The organism is Streptomyces sp. MH60, from assembly GCF_002939385.1.
Classification (GTDB): Bacteria; Actinomycetota; Actinomycetes; order Streptomycetales; family Streptomycetaceae; genus Streptomyces.
Genome location: NZ_MULI01000062.1, coordinates 12120 through 32986 on the forward strand (window position 1 = coordinate 12120; position 20867 = coordinate 32986).

The window sequence follows — 20867 nt, forward strand, 5'->3', positions numbered from 1 at the left end:
ATTGTGCTACGAGAACGGCTGCTTCATCGTTGCCGGCATGAGCAGCGTCCCGTCCTCCTCCGCCTCCGTTCCCTCCTCGCCACGCCGCGTCCTCGACTGGCGGCTGCGCTTCGGGCTCCTCGCCCTCGTCTGGGGTTTCAGCTTCCTCTTCATGAAGGTGGGCACCGAGAGCTTCGCCCCGTTCCAGGTCACGCTCGGTCGGCTGGCGTTCGGTACGGCTGTGGTGGCCGCGGCCATGGCGGTGAAGCGGGAGCGGCTCCCGCGCGGGGCGTGGACGTGGGTGCACCTGACGGTCGCCGGGTTCCTGCTCAACGCGCTGCCGTTCTCCCTGTTCGCCTTCTCGGAGCTGACGATCCCGTCGTCGCTCGCGGGCATCTGCAACGCGACCTCGCCGTTGTGGGGCATGGCCCTGTCGCTGGTCGCCCTGTCCGAGGACCGCCCGACGCGCCGCCGGGTGGCCGGTCTCGGCATCGGCTTCCTCGGCGTCCTGACGGTGCTGGGCGTCTGGCAGGGCTTCCACGGCCTCGACGTCACGGGCACGGCGCTGGCCCTGCTGGCCTCGTTCAGCTACCCGGTCGGCTGGATCTACGTCCGCCGCACCCTGGCCGGGTCCAGCCACTCCCACCTCTCGCTGACCGGGGCCCAGCTGGGTCTGGCCACGCTGCAACTGGCCGCCGTGACGCCGGTGTTCACCTCGGTGCCGACCGCCTTCCCGGTGCTCCCCGTGCTGGCGGTCGCGGCCCTGGGCGTCCTCGGCACCGGGCTCGCCTTCCTGATCCAGTACGACCTGGTCGCCGAGGTCGGCCCGACGACGGCCCAGATGGTCACGTACTTCACCCCGGTCATCGCCACGGCCGCGGGTGTCGCGCTGCTCGGCGAGTCGCTGTCCTGGTCGACGCCGGTCGGCGCGGCCGTCGTCCTCGCCGGCGCGGCGCTGACCCAGTCCCGCCCCAGGACCGGCCGGAGCCGCACCGCGACCGCACCGTCGCCGCGGACGTCGCCGGGGGTACGTGAGGGGTCGCGGGTCTGAGGACCGGGGCCGCTCGGGGCCACGTCCTGGTGGAGCCCGCTCAGACGTAGCTGCGTGGCGGTCCCGCCCCCGGGCCCACCGCCGCCGCGACCGCCGCCGCCAGCGGCCCGGTATCCTCCTCCCCCAGCGTCGAGACGGTGATCCGGATGCCGGGCGGCGCCCCCAGGCGGAAGCGGGCGCCGGGGGCCACGGCCCAGCCGGCGTGCAGGAGCCGGGCGACGGCGCCGGTCTCGTCCGGCACCGGGATCCACAGGTTCATGCCGCTGCGCCCGTGTCCGGTGACCCCGTGTTCGGCCAGGGCGCCGAGGAGCGCGTCCCTGCGCCGCCCGTACACGCCCGCCACCGCGCGGGCGTCCACCGCGCCGTCGGCCCACAGCCGGGCCACGGCCCGCTGGGTGATGCGGCTGACCCAGCCGGGGCCGAGCCGCTGCCGTCCCCGCACCCGGTCGAGCGTGAGGGGGTCCCCGGTGAGCACGGCGAGCCGCAGGTCGGGGCCGCATGCCTTGGCGGCGGAGCGGACGAAGGCCCAGCCGCGGGTCGTACCGGCGAGGGGATGCAGCGGGAGGTCGACGATGCCGTGGCCGTGGTCGTCCTCGATGAGCAGTGTCCCGGGGTGGTCGCGCAGCACGGACCGCAGGGCACGCGCGCGTGCCGGGCCCACCGCGGCGCCCGTCGGGTTCTGCGCGCGGTCCGTGACCACCAGGGCCCGGGCGCCGGCCGCGAGGACCCGGCGCACGTCCTCGGGCAGCGGTCCCTGGTCGTCGACTCCGACGGGGACCGTGCGCAGCCCCAGCGCGGGTACCAGGTCCAGGAGGCTGCCCCAGCCGGGGTCCTCGACGGCGACGGCGTCACCCGGCTTGAGATGGGCCGCGAGGACCCGCTCCATCGCGTCCAGCGAGCCGGACGTCACCGCCACGGGCCCGTCCGGCACACCGTCGGCGTCCAGTTCGGCCCGCGCGACCCGGGCCAGCTCCGGGTCCACGGGCGCGTGCCCGTACAGCACCGGTTCGCGGTCGCCCTGTCCGGCCGCCGCGGCGAAGACCGGGCCCAGCGCGGGCAGCAGCGCCGGGTCCGGATTGCCGTCGGACAGGTCGCGCACGCCCGGAGGAACGTCGACGCGGATGAACTCCCGCCCGGTGGTGGCCGGCTTCGCGCGCACCCGGCTGCCCCGCCGCCCGGCCGTCTCGATGACCCCGCGTTCACGCAGGGTGCGGTAGGCGGCGGCGACGGTGTTCGGATTGACCCCGAGCCGCTGCGCCAACTCCCGCATCGGCGGCAGGGGTTGTCCCGGTCGCAACTCTCCCGAGCCCACCGCCCGCTCGACGCTCGCGGAAATCTCCGCTGCGCCCCGCCCTGTGATCCGATACTCTCCTAGCACAAAGCCAATTATGCACTAGTGCAATGGAGAGCGTCATGCAGGGGACCACGGGGACGCCGTCGCAGCCCACCGGCACCTATCCGCCCACCGACCGCACCGTCCCCACCCGCTCCCCCGACCGGGCCGCGTACGACAAAGAGCTGGTGCACTCGATACTCGACGAGGGCTACGTCTGCCACCTCGGCTTCGTGCGCGACGGCGCCCCGGTGGTCCTGCCGACGCTGTACGGCCGGGTGGGCGAGCGGCTCTACGTGCACGGCTCGACGGGCTCGCGCCCCCTGCGGATGACGGGCGCGGCCGACCCGGGGCTGCCGGTCTGCCTGACGGTGACGCACGTGGACGCGCTGGTGCTGGCCCGCTCGGCCTTCCACCACTCGATCAACTACCGGTCGGTGGTGGTGCACGGCACGGCGTACGAGGTGACGGATCCCGAGGAGCGGCGCACGGCTCTGGACGCCCTGGTCGACCACGTGGTCCCGGGCCGTTCCCGCGATTCGCGGCCGGCCAGCAAGAGGGAACTGGCCGCCACCGCCGTGATCCGCCTCGACCTGGACGAGGTCTCCGCCAAGCTCCGCACCGGCGGGGTGAATGACGAGCCGGAGGACCTGGCCCTCCCACACTGGGCCGGTCTCGTCCCGTTGCGCAAGGGGTACGGGGCTCCGGTCGCCGACCCGGACCTGGCCCCCGGCACGGCGCTGCCCGACTACCTGTCGGCCGGGTGACACCGGCCCGCGCGGGAGGCGCGGGGCCCCTCGGGAGGGGCCCCGCCGTCATGCGGGCGTAGGCCGCGCCCGCATCTCCCGCGCCGCCCGTGTCTCCGCCACCGCGAGCCCCGCGACCGAGCCGAGCATCAGCAGCGTGCCGGCCAGGGTCGCCGCCGTGAGGTGTTCGCCGAGCAGCAGGACGGCGAACGCCGCGGCGCTGACCGGCTCCAGGAGCATGATCACGGAGACGGTCGCGGACCGGACGACGGCCGCGCCGGCGAAGTAGAGCCCGTAGGCGAGGGCGGTCGGGACGGCGGCGACGTACGCGAGGAGCCACAGCAGCCGGACCGGTTCGGCGGTGTGCGGCACCAGGCCCTCGACGAGCGCGAGCGGCAGCAGGCACAGACTCGTGACCGCGAACGCCCCCACGGACGTGCCGGCCGCGTCCGCCCCGCCGTCCCGGCCCCACCAGCGGGTGAGCAGCGTCATCACCGAGTACCCGGCGGCGGACAGCAGCGCGAGCAGCAGACCCGGCAGGCGAACGGTCGTACCCCCGCCGCCGAGGACGAGCACCACGAGCCCCGCGAGCGCGCCGACGATCGCCGCGGCGCCGCCCGCCCCCAGGTGTTCGCCGAGGGCGAGGCGTGCGCCGAGGGCGATCAGCACGGGCCCCGCGCCGAGGGTGACGACCGTGGCCACGGCGAGCCCGGTGGACTGCACGGCGGCGAAGTAGGCGGTCTGGAACACCGCGAGCCCGATGCCGGTGACGAGGGCGCGCCGCGCCCTGCGGGCGAACGGCGCGCGGACGGCCGGGCGCACCCGCGGGCGCAGCGGGCGGACGGCGAGCAGCAGGAGGAGCCCCGCCGCGCAGCGCCAGAACGACAGGGCGACGGGGCCCATGTCGCTGGCGCGGTAGACCAGCGAGGCGGCGGCACCGGCGGTGCCCCAGGCCACACCGGCGACGATCAGATAGAGGAGGCCACGCCCGACGGGCAGGCCGGAGACGGCATTCGACACGAGTTCTCTCCGCAGACGCGCGCGAGGCGCGGAAGTTCGGGGCGGCCCGGAACGACCGGGGCGCGGGGACTTTCGTCTGCGGGCAGCACCGTCCGGCCCGGCGACAGCGCGCCGGGCTCGTCACAGGGGCCCGCCTCAGGCGGCCGGAGGCGGGAGGACGAGTGCGTCGGCATGCATGGTCCGCACCCTAGGTCGCCGTTCCCCGGCTCGACAACTCCCTTTCGGGACCGCCACCGGCCACCGGGTCCGCGGAGCCCTTCGCCGGCGTCGAGGTCTGGGCGATGAAGGCGCCGGCCAGCACGACGACGCCGCCGATGATCTGCGGGGCGGAGAGGTGCTCGCCGAGCAGCACCCAGGCCAGGACGGTCGCGATGACCGCTTCGAGACAGGCGACCACTCCGGCGACCTGCGGCGACAGCCGGCGTACGGCGACGATGCCGGTGACGTAGGCGAGCACCGTGGCGATGAGCACGATCCAGGCCAGCAGCAGGGCGGCGGCGACGGGTGTGCCGTCCATGGGGGCGGTGCCGGCGAGGACGGACCAGTCCATCGACCAGGGCCGGGCGACGAGGGTGAGCACGGCGGCGCCGACGAGCAGCCCGTAGGCGATGACGCCGAGCGGGTCGGGCGCCTCCTCGCCGGCGTCGCTGCCCTGGTCGGACAGGACGAAGTAGCCGACCTGGCAGCAGGCGGCGCCGAGGGCGAGCAGCAGTCCGAGGGCGTCGAAGCCGAGACCCGACCAGACCTCGACCACGCAGGCGAGGCCGCCGACCGCCAGGACCACTCCGAGCGCGGCGGCCCGCGTCACCGGCCGCCGCTGCACGAACCGCACCCAGCCGAGGACCAGGGCGGGCGCCAGGTACTCCACGAGCAGCGCGACGCCCACCGGGATGCGGGAGATGGCGGCGAAGTAGCAGGCCTGCACACCGGCCACGGCGAGCAGCCCGTACCCGGCGACCAGCGCGGGGCGGCGGCGCGGCAGCGCGCGGTGGCGCACGGCGAGCGGCAGCATCACCAGGGCCGCGCCGGCCACCCGCAGCCAGACCACGTGGAGGGGGTCGAGTCCGGCCTCGATCAGCGGTTTGGCCGCGACTCCAGAGCCTCCGAAGGCGACCGCGGAGGCCAGTGCCAGGCCGAGCCCGGTTCCCTTGCCGCGGTCGCCGCGGGCGCTGTCAGACGTATGCACCGGCACATGATGACAGGGGTCGACATGACCGTCACTCCCAATGACACCTGTCTCACCGACTGGACGGCCTGGTGGCGCCCGTGGCGGGAGCGACGGGAGGCGTGCTCAGGGACGCTCAGGGGTCGGCTCGACATGGCTCTCCACGCGGGCGAGCACGGTGTGCGGTTCGACGGCGGCGCGGGCCAGTACCTCGGCGGCCCGCGTCAGCGGGTCCGCGACCAGGGCGGCCAGCAGGTCCACGCCACCGGCCCGGGCGGCCCCGCGCCGGGCCGCGCGGGCCCAGGCGTCCTCCAGGGCCGCCGCGGCCGGCGGGGAGAACCCGGCGGCGCCGGTCACGACGGGTACGGCGCCGGAGTCCTCGACGGAACTCTGCCAGCGCAGGCCGTAACCGATGCTGCGCTGCACGAGGTAGCCGAGGACGCGGGCGATTCGCGGTCCGTCCCCGAGCAGCTCACGGGCCTGCGCGTCGGACTCCAGCAGCGAGTGCAACAGATGGGCCGTGTCGATCTGCCGGTCCCCGTCCCGCACCGCCCGGCGGCGGGCACCGGAGACCGCCGAGGCCAGTTCCGCGCTGAAACTCTCCTCGAGGTCGGTGCCGTCCGGCCACCGGCCGCCTTGCTCGCCGGCCGACTGCCGGGGGATACGGGGCTGCACATCTCCCAGCTCATCAGTCCCGCGGGGCCCGGTCATCCCCGAAGGGAAGCATTTCGTCGTCCCACACAGAGTGGACCCGCCCGGACGGAATCTCCTCCTTGGGGATGAGATCAGGCCGTTCCGGCAGGCCGGGCGCGCGCCGCCTTGCCACACCCCCGGGGGCAACCGAAGGGCCGCCTCGCGGGTCGAACAGGGCATGAGGAGCAGGTGCTGGCTCGTGGCACTGCCCGCCGTCGACGGCAGGCAGTACGTGTACCGGGTGGACGCCCCCGTGGAGGCGCTGCCCGCCGACCTGTTCTGGGACGCCTGGCACTGCCACGACGAGAGCACCCTCCCGCGCGCGTGGGACGTCTTCGACGCGGCGGTGATACGGCGGGTCGACTGACCGTCGACTGACCGTCCCCGCGAGCACTCCCCGCGCACGAAGGGCCCCGCGGATTTTCTCCGCGGAGCCCTGTCATGCCGGTCGGTGTCAGTCCTCGTCGGCGAGGATCAGGTACAGCTTCTTGCGGGCGTCGCCGATGACGGCGAGCGCCTTCTCCCGCTGCTCCTTGCTGCCGGTCTTCCAGACCTGGCCGAAGGCCTCCATCAGGCCGAAACCGGCCTGCCGGATGTCGTTGAGAGCCTCCCAGTCGACGCCCCGCGAGGCCTCCTCCCAGGGCGCCTCCGGGCCTTCCTCGGCCGCGGTGCGGCCCGCCTCGGTGAGCGCGAAGAGCTTCTTGCCGCCCTCGCTCTCACTGGCGATCAGCCCCTCGTCCTCCAGCAGCTGGAGGGTGGGGTACACCGAACCGGGGCTGGGCTTCCACGCCCCGCCGCTGCGCTCGGCGATCTCCTGGATCATCTCGTAGCCGTGCATCGGCCGGTCCTTCAGGAGAGCCAGGATCGACGCCCGCACGTCGCCCCGCCGCGCCCTCCCCCTCGGCCCGCCGCGCCCTCGGCCGCCCCAGGGACCCCCGTGACCGAAGCCCGGCCCGAAGGGACCACCGGGACCGCCGGGACCGCCCGGCCCGAAAGGCCCGAACGCCGCACGTCCCCCCTCGAAGCCACCTCGCCCGAAGGGTCCGAAGGGGGCACCTTCTCCGCGCCCGGGGCCGTGTCCACCGTGTCCACGCTCGTATCCGTGGTTACGCATCGCCATCACTCCATCCAGTCGTTGATCTGTCGCGATGCCTCAACGATATATCGGAACGTATCGCACGGCAAGCCCCCGGAAGCTTTGCGGTCCGCCCGGGGCCCGTCGTCGGCCGGGCCGATGACGAGGGCGCCGCCTTCGCGGCCGAGTGCGCAGGTGGGGACGGCGGCTCGCGGCCACGCAGGCTGGACTTGCCCGCCCGCCCTCGCGCCCACCGTCGCCGACCGGCTCATGCACCGGCTGCGGACGCCCGGGACCACCCTGGCCCGGCGCGAGACCGAGGTCCCGGCGCGGCTGGCGCCGCCGGCCTGTCCGACCGGGCCGTCGGCGCCACCTCACCGAGGGCACCGTCAGGTCCCACCCGGCCCGCGTCTACGCCAGGCTCAACGTCGACGCGCGCACCGCCGCCGCCACCGCGGCCTCCCTCGGCCTGATCCGCCGCGGACCGGGCCCGAGCCTCCGCCGCGCCCGCGAAGACCTGCCGGACCGCGACGAGGGCTGCCGATCCCGCGAAAAGCGGTCCAGCGCTCCGGAATTGGCCTTCGTCCACGGCCCCCGGCAGGCCCTAGCGTCGGGGCATGCGCATCAGAATCGTCGACGCCTTCACCGACCGCCCCTTCGCCGGCAACCCCGCCGGGGTCCTGCTCCTCGACGCCTTCCCGGACGACGACCGGCTCCAGCGGGTCGCCCTGGAGGTCAACCACTCCGAGACGGCGTTCGCCCACCGCCTGCCCGCGGGCGGCGAGGCCGACTGGGCGCTGCGCTGGTTCACGCCGGCCACCGAGGTCGCGATGTGCGGCCACGCCACGCTCGCCACGGCCCACGTCCTGCACACCACCGGTGCCCACGAGGGACCGGTGCGGTTCGCCACCCGCAGCGGCGTGCTGGTGGCGACGCCGCACGAGGACGGCTCGATCACCCTGGACTTCCCGACCGCGCCGCTCACCCCGGTCGAGACCCCGGCGGGCGTCGCCGCGGCCCTGGGCGCCGAGCCCCGTACCGTCCTGGACACCGGGCCGAACATCGGGGACCTGCTGGTCGAGGTCGCCGACGAGGGGACCGTCCGCGGCCTGACGCCCGACCTCAAGGCACTGGCCGCCCACTCCGAACGCGGCGTCATCGCCACCGCCCGCGCCGAGGACCCGGCCCGCGGCTACGACTACGTCTCCCGCTGCTTCTTCCCCAACGTCGGCATCGACGAGGACCCGGTCACCGGCAGCGCGCACACGGCCCTGGCGCCCTTCTGGTCCGAGCGCCTCGGCCGGCCCGGCCTCACCGGCCTCCAGGCGTCGGCCCGCTCCGGCCTGGTGCGCACGGAGGTCCGTGGCGGACGCACGCTGCTGAGCGGGCACGCGGTGACGGTGGTCGACGGCGAGCTGCTGGCCTGATCCCCGCCGAGGCCCCGAACCTCGCGCAGGCCCGATCCTCGCGGAGGCGCGGGGCCCGCACGGTCACGCCGTGGGCAGCCAGCCCACCTTCCCGGCGAGCAGCCCGTAGCCGACGAACGCCCCGATGTCGAGCAGCGAGTGCGCCACCACCAGCGGGCCCACGCGCCCCCAGCGGCGGTAGAGGTAGACGAACACGACGCCCATCACCATGTTGCCGATGAACCCGCCGATGCCCTGGTACAGGTGGTACGAGCCGCGCAGCACCGAGCTGGCCGCCAGCGACGCGCCCGTGCTCCAGCCGAGCTGGTCCAGCCGGCGCAGCAGGTAGCCGACGACGATGACCTCCTCCAGGACGGAGTTCTGCACCGCCGAGAGGACGAGGACGGGGTACTTCCACCACACGTCGGGCAGCGCCTCGGGCACTACGGTGAGGTTGAAGCCGAGGCCGCGGGCGGCGAGGTAGAAGGCGATGCCGGTGCTGCCGATGACGGCGGCGACGGCGGCCCCGCGGCCCAGGTCCGGCCACGGGCGGGTGCGGTCGAAGCCGAGGGCGCGCAGACTGCGGCCCTCGCGCAGCAGGAAGTGCGCGACGAGGGCGACCGGGACGAGCGCCGTGGTGATCCCGAAGAGCTGCCAGGCCAGGTCGAGCCAGGGGCGGCCGGGTGCGGCGGAGGCGTTGAGGGTGGCCGCCTGGTCCTTGAGCCCGCCCGGCCGGGTGACCGAGCCGATGAAGCTGATGAGGGCGGACACGCCGCTCGCACCGAGCGACAGCGCGAGGACGAGCAGCGTCTCGTCACGCAGGATCCGCCGTGAGAGCCGCTCCTCGGTCAAGGGCTGTTCGCCGAGTCGCTTCTGAGGGAACGCGTCGTCCACCGGGCCCGCCTCCGCCATGCACACCTGCCTCCAGCTGGGACGTCACAGCTTGCCCGATCAGTATGGGGCGGCGCGCGGCGGGGCGGGCCGGGCGGCGGTCAGCCCAGCGGCGCGGGTTCCGGCAGACCCACCGGCCACAGGTGCACCGGGTCGCCCTCGCGCATCAGCTCGACGTACCGGCGGGTCGTGGCGGCCAGCGCGGCCTCCCGGGACAGACCCGCCTCCAGCGCCCGGTGGAACGTGGCCGCCTGCCAGGACGCGCCGTTGACCCGGCGTCGGCACCGCTCCTCGATCACACCGAGGTAGAAGTCCCGGTCGGCGGGCTCCACCCCCCACGCGTCGAGACCGGCCTCGGCGAGCGGCAGCAGCTCGTCGCGGACGAGGACGGCGGCGTCGACCTCGGTGGTGCCGCCGAGGCGCCCGCGCCGGGGCCACTCGAAGCGGGCGTCGATGCCGTGCCGGCACGCGGCCTCGAAGTTGGCGGCGGCGGCCTCGAACGGCAGCCGGGTCCACACCGGCCGGGGCTCCTCGGCGAGCGCGCGGACGACGCCGTAGTAGAAGGCCGCGTTGGCGATGACGTCGGTGACGGTGGGGCCGGCGGGCAGGACCCGGTTCTCGACACGCAGGTGCGGCACGCCGTCGGCGATGTCGTAGACGGGGCGGTTCCACCGGTAGACGGTGCCGTTGTGCAGGACGAGTTCGGACAGCGAGGGCACACCGCCCGCGTCCAGGACCTCCAGCGGGTCCTCGTCGTCGCAGATCGGCAGCAGTGCCGGGAAGTAGCGCCGGTTCTCCTCGAAGAGGTCGTACGCCGAGGTCACCCAGCGCTCGCCGAACCAGGTGCGCGGCCGGACGCCCTGGGCCTGCAGTTCGGGCGGGCGGGTGTCGGTGGACTGCTGGAACAGCGGGGGCCGGGACTCGCGCCACAGCTCGCGGCCGAAGAGGAAGGGCGCGTTGGCGCCGAGGGCGATCTGGGCGGCGGTGACGGCCTGGGCCGCGTTCCACACGTCGGCGAAGCGGTCCGGGGTCACCTGGAGGTGGAGTTGCACCGAGGTGCAGGCGGCCTCGGGGGCGATCGACTTGGAGGTGCAGGTCAGGCGCTCGACGCCCTCGATGTCGAGGGTGAAGTCCTCTCCGCGGGCGGCCACGATCTGTTCGTTGAGCAGGGCGTAGCGGTCGACGGCGGAGAGATTGGACGAGACCAGGTCGTCCCGGTCCAGCGTCGGCAGAATGCCGATCATCGCGATTCCCGCGTCCACCTCGCCCGCCTTGCGGTCCGCATATGCCAAGGAGGTGCGGATCTCCTCGGCGAGCCGGTCGAATACCCGGCCGCCCAGGCGGTGCGGCGCGATGTTGACTTCCAGGTTGAACATGGCGAGCTCCGTCTGGAAGTCCCGGCTCGCGATGCGTTCGAGGACTTGCGCATTCAACATTTTCGGCATCCCGTCGGCACCGACGAGATTCAATTCGATCTCCAGCCCCATCAGGTTCTTCGGGCGGTCGAACCGCTTCTCCGCCAGAAGTCGCTCCAGGCCCGTCAGGCACCGCTGGAGCTTCTCGCGGTAGCGCTGGCGATCGGACAGGTCGTACTGACCTGCCACGACCTTCTCCCCCATGGAAGAGTCCCTTCTCGGAGCGATGAGTGGAAGATCCGGCCGCCGCCGTCCGGTGGCCGGTCAGGTGGGATGATGCCCCGCCGAAGCGATCGATAACGTCCCCGCGCCGACCCGGCAGCCGCTACGCTGTCCCGATGTGACCGGTGGCACATTCACCGGGCATGGCGCGTCGAGCAGTTTCCCGGGCCGACAACTCGTGAAAAACGCCGACGACAATTGGCCGACCGCTCGGTGAACATTCCCCGAGGTCATCGCCGTACACCTGGTCCGAAATGCGGAGGATTACCGCATCTCGACGGCCGAATTCAACCTTGTACTGGTTGCCGGAATCGGCTAGCCGAAACACAGTCTGAACACATGTCGTATAAACTCCGCGGACAAGGCAGCGGATCGGCGCCCACGGTCGAAGGACCCTGCCGTCGCGCCGACGCGCGGCAGGCCTCTCCCGCTTCTCGGTTCCCGGACCCGGCCCCTGCCTTCCCCAGCCCTGTGAGCCGACAGCGTCGTCCGCCCTGCTCCGCCCTCGCGCCATCGTGCCTTCGAATGAGAGGCGACCCATCATGCCCCTGCGTGTCCCCGCGGCCCCCGCGCCCGCCCTGCGCTCCGTCCTCACCGCCCTCTCCTCGCCCACCGCGGTCCGCGAGGCCCGGACCCCCGCGCTGCTCGGCGCCCAGGGACCCGCCACACCCGAACTGCCGCTTCCCGTGCACGTGCTCGACCGGGTCACGGCGCAGGGCGTGGCGGCGACGCGACTGACCGGGTGGCGGTTCCACATCCGGTGCGGCGACCGGGCGGTGGCGGCGGCGGAGACGATGCTGACCCCCGACGGCTGGGCGTTCTCGCACTTCTTCGAGGGCCCCTACGTCGCCTCGACCGAACGCGCGCTGCGGCAGGCCGAGTCGATGGCCCAGCCCTACCAGCCGCGTCTGCTGTCGGTTCCCGAGCTGTACATGCTCACGCTGTGGCTGCACGGCGACGGCACCGCGGACGCCTCCGCCGGGCACCCCGCGGCCACCGATCTGCTGGTGCCGCTGGCGCCGGCCCCGCCCGGCATCGCGGCGCACCGGCCGCACCGGGTCGCCGAACTGCTGCCGGTCCTCACGCACCGGGTGACGCCGACGCGGCTGCTGGGTTCTCCCGCCTGATCCGTCCCGCCGCACCGCTCCCCCGCCCACCCGCGCGGACTAGCCCCATTCGGCCATGCCGAACCATCCGAAGTGACAGTGCAGTTGGGCTGAACCGTCCGCGCGGGTGACGCGTCATCAACCTGTGAGAAGCGGTGCTGCGAAATACCTGCGGATCGACGCCCGTGGGGCAACACTGGGTTCGGAACGACTCACACAACGGGGGGCGGCCATGAACGAGGCTTCACGCCGCAGGACAGACCAGACGACGAACTCACCCATCACCACAGACCGAGAGACCCCACTCATGTGTCAGCACCAGCCACCGTGCCCCTCAGCCGTCTCCGCCGACCGGGAGTCCGCCCGTCTCGTGGCGCACCACCCGGAGCAGGGGTGGAGCCTGCTGTGCAACGGTGTCGTCCTCTTCGAGGACACCGGTGAGCTACTGCCGGACGGTCAGGCCATCGCCCCGCACCGCCCCGTCGGCGCGGGCCTGACGACCGCCGCCTGACCACCCGCCGGGGCGGTGCCGGTCACCGCGCCCGGTGCAGCACGGGCCGGCCCGCAGCCACGGCTGCGCACCGGCCCTCACGCACGTCCGGGACCGGTCACTGCGCGTGACGCGCCCGTTCCGCCTCTGCGACCGGCCCGGTTTCCTGGTCCGAAACGCCTTCCCCCGAGCGTCCGGTCTCCGGAAGACTCCTGGAGGTTTCGCGGTCGGTGTCGGCGGAGGTGGCGGAAGTGGCAGCAGACGAGGTCAGGGCCACGACGGCTGCCGGCCGCCGGGGCAGGGTCACGATCACGGACATCGCCCGCCGCGCGGGCGTCTCGGTGCCGACCGTGTCCCGCGTCGTGAACGGCCGCTCGGACGTGTCGCCCGGGACCAGGGCGCGGGTGGAGGAGCTGCTGCGCCGGCACGGGTACCGCAAGCGCGCCACGGCACCCGGTCGCCGGGCCGCCCTGATCGACCTGGTCTTCAACGACCTGGACAGCCCCTGGGCCGTGGAGATCATCCGCGGGGTCGAGGAGGTGGCCCACGCCGCCGGGGTCGGCACCGTGGTCTCCGCGATCCACGGACGCTCGGGCGACGCCCGTCAGTGGATGCGCAATCTGCGGGCCCGGGCCTCCGACGGCGTCGTCCTCGTCACCTCGGCCCTGGATCCCGTACTCCACCAGGAGCTGCGGATCCTCGGCGTACCGCTGGTCGTCGTCGACCCGGCGGGCTCCCCCGCCCTGGACGTGCCCACCGTCGGCGCCGCCAACCGGTCGGGCGGCCTGGCGGCCACCGAGCACCTGCTGGCGCTGGGACACCGCAGGATCGGCCTGATCGCCGGGCCGCCGCGGCTGCTGTGCTCGCGGGCCCGCCACGACGGCTACCGCGCCGCCCTGGAGGGCGCGGGCATCGCCGTGGACGAGTCCCTGATCGTCCCCGGCGACTTCCGCCACGAGTCCGGCTGCGCGGCCTGCGAGGCCCTGCTGGGCCTGCCGGAGCCGCCGACGGCCGTCTTCGCGGCCAGCGACCAGATGGCGCTCGGTGCGATCGAGGCGCTGCGCAGGCGAGGACTGAGGGTGCCGCAGGACATGAGCGTCGTCGGCTTCGACGACCTTCCGGAGGTCCGCTGGTCGGCTCCGCCCCTGACGACCGTGCGCCAGCCGCTCGCCGACATGGGCAGGGCGGCCGCGCGCACGGTGCTCGCCCAGACCCGCGACGAGCGGCCGGACCCGCCGCGGGTCGAACTGGACACGGACCTGATCCTGCGCTCCAGCACGGCACCACCACCCGCTTCCCGCTGAGCGCTCCCGCGCGGCCTATCGTGACCGGCATGCAGTCCTACACGATCGGCCAGGCGGCGCGGCTGCTCGGCGTCAGCCCGGACACCGCGCGCCGCTGGGCCGACGCGGGCCGGATCTCCACCCGTCGCGACGAGGGCGGACGGCGCGTCGTCGACGGGCGCGACCTGGCCGCGTTCTCGGTCGAACTCGCCCGCTCCGGCGGCACCGACGAGGAGACCCCGTACACCTCGGTCCGCAACGCGTTTCCCGGGATCGTGACCGCGATCAAGCTCGGGGACGTCGCGGCCCAGGTCGAGATCCAGGCCGGCCCGCACCGGCTCGTCTCCCTGCTGACCAGGGAGGCGGTGGAGGAACTCGGTCTGGAGGTGGGCGTGGAGGCCACCGCCCGGGTGAAGTCGACGAATGTCCATATCGACAGGCCATGAGCGGCCGGCCGGCGGACGCGCGCCGAAGGCTCGTCGACCGTGCGAACGCACATGCCAACCTTTCCTCGCGCATGGCTTGCTCATGCGATGCGACAGGAGACATGGCCCTCGCAGATGCGGAAGTATGATCGGCGCAATGGGGGGCACCGTTCACTCGGCCGCCGAGCCGTCGGCCCCTGCCCGAAACGCCGAGGGAGTGGCCCGTGATGATTCGATCCGTGCGCAGGACCCACCGCATCCGCCGTTCCGCGCGGGTGGCGGGCGCGGGGGCCGCGGCGCTACTGGCCCTGAATGCCTGCTCGTCGTCGGACACGGGCTCGGACACGGACTCCGCCGGTGCCTCGTCATCCTCCTCCGCGAAGCTCTCCGGCCAGGTCACCGTCTTCGCCGCGGCCTCGCTCAAGGAGAGTTTCACGACGCTCGGCGAGACCTTCGAGAAGCGGCATCCGGGCACCGGGGTCACCTTCAACTTCGCCGGCAGTGACACCCTCGCCGCCAGCATCACCGGCGGCGCCCCGGCGGACGTGTTCGCCTCCGCCAGCCCGAAGACGATGGCCACCGTCACCGACGCCGGGGCGGCGGCCGGCACCCCCGCCACCTTCGTGCGCAACCAGTTGGAGATCGCCACGCTGCCCGGCAACCCCGAGCACATCTCCTCCCTCAAGGGCCTCACCGAGTCCGGTCTCAAGGTCGTGCTGTGCGACAAGACCGTGCCGTGCGGCGCCGCGGCCCAGAAGGCGCTGGAGGCCGGCGGTCTCGAACTGACCCCGGTCTCCTACGAGCAGGACGTCAAGGCCGCCCTCACCAAGGTCGAGTTGAAGGAGGCGGACGCCGCCGTCGTCTACAAGACCGACGTGAAGGCGGCCGGCGACAAGGTGACGGGCGTCGACTTCCCGGAGTCGGCGAAGGCGGTCAACGACTACCCGATCACCCTCCTCAAGGACGCCCCCCATCCCGACGCGGCCAAGGCGTTCATCGAGCTGGTGAAATCCGCCGAGGGACAGCGGGTGCTCACCGGGGCCGGGTTCCGCACGCCGTGACCAAGTCCGCCGGAACGACGCCCGCACCTCCCGGCACCGACCTCGTGGCCGGTGGGCCGCGCCGTCCCCGCCGCCGGGGGCGCACGGTGCCGGTCCCCCTGCTGGTGCCCGCCCTGATCGGCCTGGCGTTCCTGCTGCTGCCCCTGCTCGCCCTGGTGATACGCGCGCCGTGGCGCGGCCTGCCGGAGCAGCTGTCCAGCCCCGAGGTGTGGCAGGCGCTGCGGCTGTCGCTGCTGTGCGCGACGTCCGCGACCGCGCTGAGCCTGCTCGTGGGCGTGCCCCTGGCCTGGCTGCTGGCCCGTACCGACTTCCCCGGCCGGGGGTTCGTCCGCGCGCTGGTGACGCTGCCGCTCGTGCTGCCGCCGGTGGTGGGGGGCGTCGCGCTCCTGCTGGCGTTCGGACGCAACGGCGTCATCGGGCAGTGGCTGGACGCCTGGTTCGGGATCACCCTGCCGTTCACGACGACGGGCGTCGTCCTCGCGGAGACGTTCGTGGCGATGCCGTTCCTGGTGATCAGCGTGGAGGGCACCCTGCGCGCTGCCGACCCGCGCTACGAGGAGGCCGCCACCACCCTGGGCGCCTCCCGCTTCACCGCGTTCCGCCGGGTGACGCTCCCGCTGATCGCGCCGGGCATCGCGGCGGGCGCCGTGCTGGCCTGGGCGCGGGCCCTGGGCGAGTTCGGGGCGACGATCACGTTCGCGGGCAACTTCCCGGGCCGGACGCAGACCATGCCGCTGGCCGTCTACCTCGCCCTGCAGAACGACCCCGCGGCGGCGATCGCCCTCAGCCTGGTCCTGCTGGCCGTCTCCATCGCCGTCCTGGCCGGTCTGCGGGACCGCTGGATGAGTGCGTCGTGACCCACACCGGTGAACGGAAGGCCGCCATGGACTCCCCCGAGGTCCGCCCGCCCGAGGACGGCCTGGACGCCCGGCTCGTCGTGGACCGCGGCGCGTTCCGCCTGGACGTCGCGCTCACCGCCGCGCCCGGCGAGGTCGTGGCCCTCCTCGGACCCAACGGCGCGGGCAAGACCACCGCCCTGCGCGCGCTCGCCGGCCTGGTCCCGCTCACCGGCGGTCACCTGCGCCTGGACGGCGCGGAGCTGGACCGTACGCCGCCGGAGTCCCGCCCGGTCGGCGTCGTCTTCCAGGACTACCTGCTCTTCCCGCACCTGACCGCCCTCGACAACGTGGCCTTCGGACCGCGCTGCCGAGGCGCGAGCAAGGCGGAGGCCCGGACGCGGGCCGCCGGGTGGCTGGACCGGATGGGCCTGGCCGACCACGCGAGTGCCAGACCGCGCCGCCTCTCCGGGGGCCAGGCCCAGCGCGTCGCCCTGGCCCGCGCGCTGGCCACCCACCCGCGGCTGCTGCTCCTGGACGAGCCCCTCGCGGCCCTGGACGCCCGGACCCGGCTGGAGGTGCGGGCGCAGCTGCGCCGCCATCTCGCCGAGTTCGAGGCGGTCGCCGTCCTGGTCACGCACGACCCGCTGGACGCCATGGTGCTGGCCGACCGGCTGGTCGTGGTCGAGGACGGCGCGGTCGTCCAGGAGGGCGGGCCCGCCGACATCGCCCGTCGGCCCCGCACGGACTACATCGCGCAGCTGGTCGGCCTGAACCTGTACCGGGGACGGGCCGACGGCCACACCGTGCGCCTCGACGCGGGCCCCGGCCTCACCACCACCGAGGACCTCGCGGGCCCGGTCTTCGTCGCGTTCCCGCCGAGCGCCGTGACCCTGTACGACGCGCGGCCCACGGGTTCCAGCGCCCGCAACCTGTGGCGCTGCAAGGTCGCGGGCCTGGAGAGTCACGGCGACCAGATCCGCGTGGAACTCACCGGCGAACTCGCGCTCGCCGCCGACCTCACCACGGTCGCCGCGGCCGAGCTGGGCCTCCACCCGGGCGCACCGGTGTGGGCGACGGTCAAGGCGACGCAGACCCACGCATACCCGGCATAACGCCCGCGCCGGGCTACGGTGCCCCCATGAGCCTGAGCATCCGCAACCAGCTCCCCGGCACCGTCACCGCCGTCACCCCGGGCGAGGCCATGGCGACGGTCGGCGTCCGTCTCTCCGGCGGCCAGGACCTCACCGCGGCGATCACCCGGGAAGCCGCCGAGGACCTCGCGCTCGCCCCCGGCACCGCCGTGCGGGCCCTGGTGAAGTCGACGGAGGTGGCACTGGCCACCGGGCGCGTCGACGGCCTGTCCATCCGCAACCGGCTGCCGGGCACGGTCACCGCCCTCACCACCGGCGCCGCGATGGCCTCCGTGTCGGTCGCCGTCGAGGGGATCGAGCTGACCGCCGCCATCACCAGGCAGGCCGCCGACGAGCTGGAGCTGTCCGTCGGCGTTCCCGTCGTCGCGCTGGTCAAGGCGACGGAGGTGTCGCTCGCCACGGGATGAGACGCGGAGAGGCTCCGTCCAGGCCTGGGAGCCCGGACGGAGCCTCTCTCACTTCCGCGGCGGGACTCAGTCCTCGTAGGCGTCCAGCGGCGGGCAGGAGCAGACCAGGTTCCGGTCGCCGTAGGCCTGGTCGATGCGGCGCACCGGCGGCCAGTACTTGTCGGCGGCGGACACACCGGCCGGGAAGACGGCCTCCTCGCGCGTGTACGCGTGGTCCCACTCGCCGCCCAGCGCGCCCGCGGTGTGCGGGGCGCCGCGCAGCGGGTTGTCGTCGGCGGACCAGGCTCCGGAGCCGACCTTCTCGATCTCCGTGCGGATGGCGATCATCGCCTCGCAGAACCGGTCCAGCTCGGCCAGGTCCTCGGACTCGGTCGGCTCGATCATCAGCGTGCCGGCCACCGGGAAGGACATCGTCGGCGCGTGGAAGCCGTAGTCGATCAGCCGCTTGGCGACGTCGTCGACGCTCACACCGGTCGCCTTCGTCAGCGGGCGCAGGTCGATGATGCACTCGTGCGCGACCAGCCCGCCGGGGCCGGTGTACAGCACCGGGAAGTGCGGCTCCAGACGCTTGGCGATGTAGTTGGCGGACAGCACGGCCACCTGCGTGGCCCGCTTGAGGCCCTCGCCGCCCATCAGCCGGACGTACGACCAGGAGATCGGCAGGATCCCGGCCGAGCCCCACGGGGCCGCAGAGATCGGTCCGACCCCGGTCTGCGGACCGGCCGCGGGCTGCAGCGGGTGGTTGGGCAGGTACGGCGCCAGGTGCGACCGTACGCCGACGGGCCCCACGCCGGGACCGCCGCCGCCGTGCGGGATGCAGAAGGTCTTGTGCAGGTTCAGGTGGGAGACGTCGCCGCCGAAGCGGCCGGGCTTGGCGAGGCCGACGAGGGCGTTGAGGTTGGCGCCGTCGACGTAGACCTGGCCGCCCGCGTCGTGCACCTGCGCACAGATGTCGGCCACGTGCTCCTCGAACACGCCGTGCGTGGACGGGTAGGTGATCATCAGCACGGCCAGCTCGTCGCGGTGCTTCTCGATCTTGGCGCGCAGGTCCTCGACGTCGATCTCGCCGTCCTCGGCGGTCTTGACGACGACGACCTTCATGCCGGCCATCACCGCGCTGGCGGCGTTGGTGCCGTGCGCGGAGGACGGGATGAGGCAGACGGTGCGCTGCTCGTCGCCGTTGGCCCGGTGGTAGCCGCGGACGGCGAGCAGACCGGCGAACTCGCCCTGCGACCCGGCGTTCGGCTGGAGGGAGACCTTGTCGTACCCGGTGACCTCGGCGAGCCGCTCCTCCAGCTCGCGGATGAGGGTCAGGTAGCCCTGTGCCTGCTCGGCGGGCGCGAAGGGGTGCAGCGCGCCGAACTCGGACCAGGTGACCGGCTCCATCTCGGTGGTCGCGTTGAGCTTCATGGTGCAGGAGCCCAGCGGGATCATGCCGCGGTCCAGCGCGTAGTCCCGGTCGGCGAGGCGGCGCAGGTAGCGCAGCATCGCGGTCTCGGAGCGGTGCTGGTGGAAGACGGGGTGGGTCAGGAAGTCGTCGGTGCGCAGCAGCGCCTCGGGCAGGCTGTCCCCGGCCTCCGCGTCCAGCGCCTCGACGTCGCCCTCGACGCCGAACGCGTTCCACACGCCGCCCACCTGGGCACGCGTGGTGGTCTCGTCGCAGGCGAACGACACGTGGTCGGCGTCGACGAGCCGCAGGTTGATGCCGTTCTCGCGGGCGGCGTGGACGATCGCGTCGGCCCGGCCGGGCACCCGCGCGGTGACGGTGTCGAAGTAGGCGCCGTGCACGATCTCGACGCCCTCGGCGGCGAGACCGGCCGCGGTGATCGTGGCGTACCGGTGGGTGCGCCGGGCGATGGCCCGCAGGCCCTCGGGGCCGTGGTAGACGGCGTACATGCCGGCCATGACGGCGAGCAGCACCTGCGCGGTGCAGATGTTGCTGGTGGCCTTCTCGCGGCGGATGTGCTGCTCGCGGGTCTGCAGGGCCAGGCGGTAGGCCTTGTTGCCGTCGGCGTCCACGGAGACGCCGACCAGGCGGCCGGGGAGGCTGCGGGCGAACTTCTCGTGCACGGCCATGTAGCCGGCGTGCGGTCCGCCGAAGCCCATCGACACGCCGAAGCGCTGGGTGGTGCCCACGGCGATGTCCGCGCCCAGCTCGCCGGGCGAGGTGAGCAGCGTGAGGGCGAGCAGGTCGGCGGCGACGGTGACGAGCGCGCCCAGCTCGTGCGCCCGGTCGATCACCGGCTTGATGTCGCGGACGGCTCCGGAGGCGCCCGGGTACTGGATCAGGACGCCGTTGATCTCCCGCTCGGCGACCTCGGCGGGGATGCCCTCGCTCAGGTCGGCGACGACGACCTCGACGCCGGTCGGCTCGGCACGGGTCTGTATCACGGCGACGGTCTGCGGCAGCGCGTCCGCGTCCACCAGGAACAGGCCCTTCTTGTGCTTGCCCATGCGCCGGGAGAGGGCCATCGCCTCGGCGGCCGCGGTGCCCTCGTCGAGCAGCGAGGCGCCGGAGGTGGGCAGGCCGGTCAGCTCGGCGACCATCGTCTGGAAGTTCAGCAGGGCTTCGAGGCGACCCTGGGAGATCTCCGGCTGGTACGGCGTGTACGCCGTGTACCAGGCCGGGTTCTCCATGACGTTGCGCAGGATGACCGGCGGGGTGAAGGTGCCGTAGTAGCCGAGGCCGATCATGGAGTCGAGGACCTGGTTGCGGTCGGCCAGGGAGCGCAGCTCGGCCAGCACCTCGGCCTCGGAGCGCGCGCCCGGCAGGTCCAGCCGGTCGGCGTTCTTGATCACATCCGGCACCGCGGCGGCCGTCAGTTCGTCGAGCGAACCGTAACCGACCTGCGCGAGCATCTTGGCCCTGGCCTCGTGGTCGGGGCCGATGTGGCGCTGCTCGAAGGGCATGGCCTGTTCGAGCTCGGAGAGCGGAGTGCGGTGGGCGGTCATTGCGGAGGCCTCCTGGTCTGACGACCTTCGAGGGGCACCACGGCGCGGGTACCCGGACGGCCTCCCCCTCTGTCATCTCAACCTGAGAGCTTCACCGGGCGAGCCCTGGGGCTCTCCCGGCTTTCACCGTCGGTGAGAGCGGAAGCCGTCGACACCC

Annotated in this window: 20 protein-coding genes; 12 read left to right on the forward strand and 8 right to left on the reverse strand. The window is 73.6% G+C overall.

The genetic code is table 11. The features are described 5' to 3' along the window. Positions 1 to 37: 37 nt before the first annotated feature. A complete protein-coding gene (locus tag BZZ08_RS28790) occupies positions 38 to 1030 on the forward strand; it encodes a DMT family transporter (RefSeq protein ID WP_198601738.1) in 993 nt (330 codons plus the stop codon). A 40-nt stretch (positions 1031 to 1070) separates the two neighbouring features. On the opposite strand, the gene BZZ08_RS28795 is transcribed toward BZZ08_RS28790, so the two are convergent. Beyond that, positions 1071 to 2408 (reverse strand): aminotransferase class I/II-fold pyridoxal phosphate-dependent enzyme, encoded by a 1338-nt coding sequence (locus BZZ08_RS28795; RefSeq protein WP_104635139.1) that lies wholly within the window; start codon positions 2406 to 2408, stop codon positions 1071 to 1073. Positions 2409 to 2443: 35 nt separating this feature from the next. On the opposite strand from BZZ08_RS28795, the gene BZZ08_RS28800 reads away from it, so the two are divergent. Then, positions 2444 to 3130, forward strand: a complete 687-nt coding sequence (locus BZZ08_RS28800; RefSeq protein WP_104635140.1) for a pyridoxamine 5'-phosphate oxidase family protein — start codon at positions 2444 to 2446, stop codon at positions 3128 to 3130. Between the two features lie 48 nt (positions 3131 to 3178). Here BZZ08_RS28800 and BZZ08_RS28805 read toward each other — a convergent pair whose 3' ends face one another. From BZZ08_RS28805 to BZZ08_RS28815, 3 genes are all read right to left on the reverse strand, one after another. Beyond that, the gene (locus BZZ08_RS28805) at positions 3179 to 4129 is read right to left on the reverse strand and encodes a DMT family transporter (protein ID WP_104635141.1); all 951 of its coding nucleotides are present in this window, start codon (positions 4127 to 4129) and stop codon (positions 3179 to 3181) included. A 187-nt stretch (positions 4130 to 4316) separates the two neighbouring features. Beyond that, the gene (locus tag BZZ08_RS28810; protein ID WP_104635142.1) at positions 4317 to 5321 is read right to left on the reverse strand and encodes an EamA family transporter; all 1005 of its coding nucleotides are present in this window, start codon (positions 5319 to 5321) and stop codon (positions 4317 to 4319) included. 99 nt (positions 5322 to 5420) lie between these two features. After that, complete coding sequence (locus BZZ08_RS28815) at positions 5421 to 5969, reverse strand: Clp protease N-terminal domain-containing protein (protein WP_104635143.1); 549 nt, start codon at positions 5967 to 5969, stop codon at positions 5421 to 5423. A gap of 217 nt (positions 5970 to 6186) precedes the next feature. Between BZZ08_RS28815 and BZZ08_RS28820 the strand changes: the two genes are divergently transcribed. Next, positions 6187 to 6354: a hypothetical protein gene (locus tag BZZ08_RS28820; RefSeq protein WP_104635144.1), complete on the forward strand. Its 168-nt coding sequence runs from the start codon at positions 6187 to 6189 to the stop codon at positions 6352 to 6354. Between the two features lie 87 nt (positions 6355 to 6441). Here the strand turns inward: BZZ08_RS28820 and BZZ08_RS28825 are convergent, their stop codons facing one another. Then, entirely contained in the window at positions 6442 to 7101 is a 660-nt protein-coding gene (locus BZZ08_RS28825; protein ID WP_104635162.1) for a PadR family transcriptional regulator, read from the reverse strand. A gap of 578 nt (positions 7102 to 7679) precedes the next feature. Between BZZ08_RS28825 and BZZ08_RS28840 the strand changes: the two genes are divergently transcribed. Beyond that, positions 7680 to 8489 carry a PhzF family phenazine biosynthesis protein gene (locus tag BZZ08_RS28840; RefSeq protein ID WP_104635145.1) on the forward strand — a complete coding sequence of 270 codons (810 nt, stop codon included), beginning with the start codon at positions 7680 to 7682 and terminating at the stop codon, positions 8487 to 8489. A gap of 63 nt (positions 8490 to 8552) precedes the next feature. On the opposite strand, the gene BZZ08_RS28845 is transcribed toward BZZ08_RS28840, so the two are convergent. Beyond that, on the reverse strand, positions 8553 to 9380 hold the full coding sequence (locus BZZ08_RS28845; RefSeq protein WP_104635146.1) for a CPBP family intramembrane glutamic endopeptidase: 828 nt from the start codon (positions 9378 to 9380) through the stop codon (positions 8553 to 8555). An 80-nt stretch (positions 9381 to 9460) separates the two neighbouring features. Next, positions 9461 to 10978, reverse strand: a complete 1518-nt coding sequence (locus BZZ08_RS28850) for a glutamate-cysteine ligase family protein (RefSeq protein ID WP_104635147.1) — start codon at positions 10976 to 10978, stop codon at positions 9461 to 9463. 560 nt (positions 10979 to 11538) lie between these two features. Between BZZ08_RS28850 and BZZ08_RS28855 the strand changes: the two genes are divergently transcribed. The 8 genes from BZZ08_RS28855 to BZZ08_RS28890 all read left to right on the forward strand — a co-directional run bounded on the left by BZZ08_RS28855 (position 11539) and on the right by BZZ08_RS28890 (position 17758). Beyond that, positions 11539 to 12123 carry a hypothetical protein gene (locus tag BZZ08_RS28855; protein ID WP_198601739.1) on the forward strand — a complete coding sequence of 195 codons (585 nt, stop codon included), beginning with the start codon at positions 11539 to 11541 and terminating at the stop codon, positions 12121 to 12123. 286 nt (positions 12124 to 12409) lie between these two features. Then, on the forward strand, positions 12410 to 12613 hold the full coding sequence (locus BZZ08_RS28860; RefSeq protein ID WP_030189388.1) for a DUF5999 family protein: 204 nt from the start codon (positions 12410 to 12412) through the stop codon (positions 12611 to 12613). Positions 12614 to 12843: 230 nt separating this feature from the next. After that, on the forward strand, positions 12844 to 13896 hold the full coding sequence (locus tag BZZ08_RS28865; RefSeq protein WP_104635163.1) for a LacI family DNA-binding transcriptional regulator: 1053 nt from the start codon (positions 12844 to 12846) through the stop codon (positions 13894 to 13896). Between the two features lie 29 nt (positions 13897 to 13925). Next, entirely contained in the window at positions 13926 to 14321 is a 396-nt protein-coding gene (locus BZZ08_RS28870) for a TOBE domain-containing protein (protein ID WP_104635164.1), read from the forward strand. A 206-nt stretch (positions 14322 to 14527) separates the two neighbouring features. Beyond that, positions 14528 to 15361: a molybdate ABC transporter substrate-binding protein gene (modA, locus tag BZZ08_RS28875; protein ID WP_104635149.1), complete on the forward strand. Its 834-nt coding sequence runs from the start codon at positions 14528 to 14530 to the stop codon at positions 15359 to 15361. Further along, a complete protein-coding gene (modB, locus tag BZZ08_RS28880) occupies positions 15358 to 16218 on the forward strand; it encodes a molybdate ABC transporter permease subunit (protein WP_446750276.1) in 861 nt (286 codons plus the stop codon). The genes modA and modB overlap by 4 nt, the downstream gene beginning before the upstream one ends. Before the next feature lie 26 nt (positions 16219 to 16244). Further along, positions 16245 to 17312: an ABC transporter ATP-binding protein gene (locus BZZ08_RS28885; protein WP_104635166.1), complete on the forward strand. Its 1068-nt coding sequence runs from the start codon at positions 16245 to 16247 to the stop codon at positions 17310 to 17312. Between the two features lie 26 nt (positions 17313 to 17338). Next, positions 17339 to 17758, forward strand: coding sequence for a TOBE domain-containing protein (locus tag BZZ08_RS28890; protein WP_104635150.1), 420 nt, complete (start codon positions 17339 to 17341; stop codon positions 17756 to 17758). 66 nt (positions 17759 to 17824) lie between these two features. Here BZZ08_RS28890 and gcvP read toward each other — a convergent pair whose 3' ends face one another. Next, positions 17825 to 20710 (reverse strand): aminomethyl-transferring glycine dehydrogenase, encoded by a 2886-nt coding sequence (gcvP, locus tag BZZ08_RS28895; protein ID WP_104635151.1) that lies wholly within the window; start codon positions 20708 to 20710, stop codon positions 17825 to 17827. Positions 20711 to 20867: the final 157 nt, after the last annotated feature.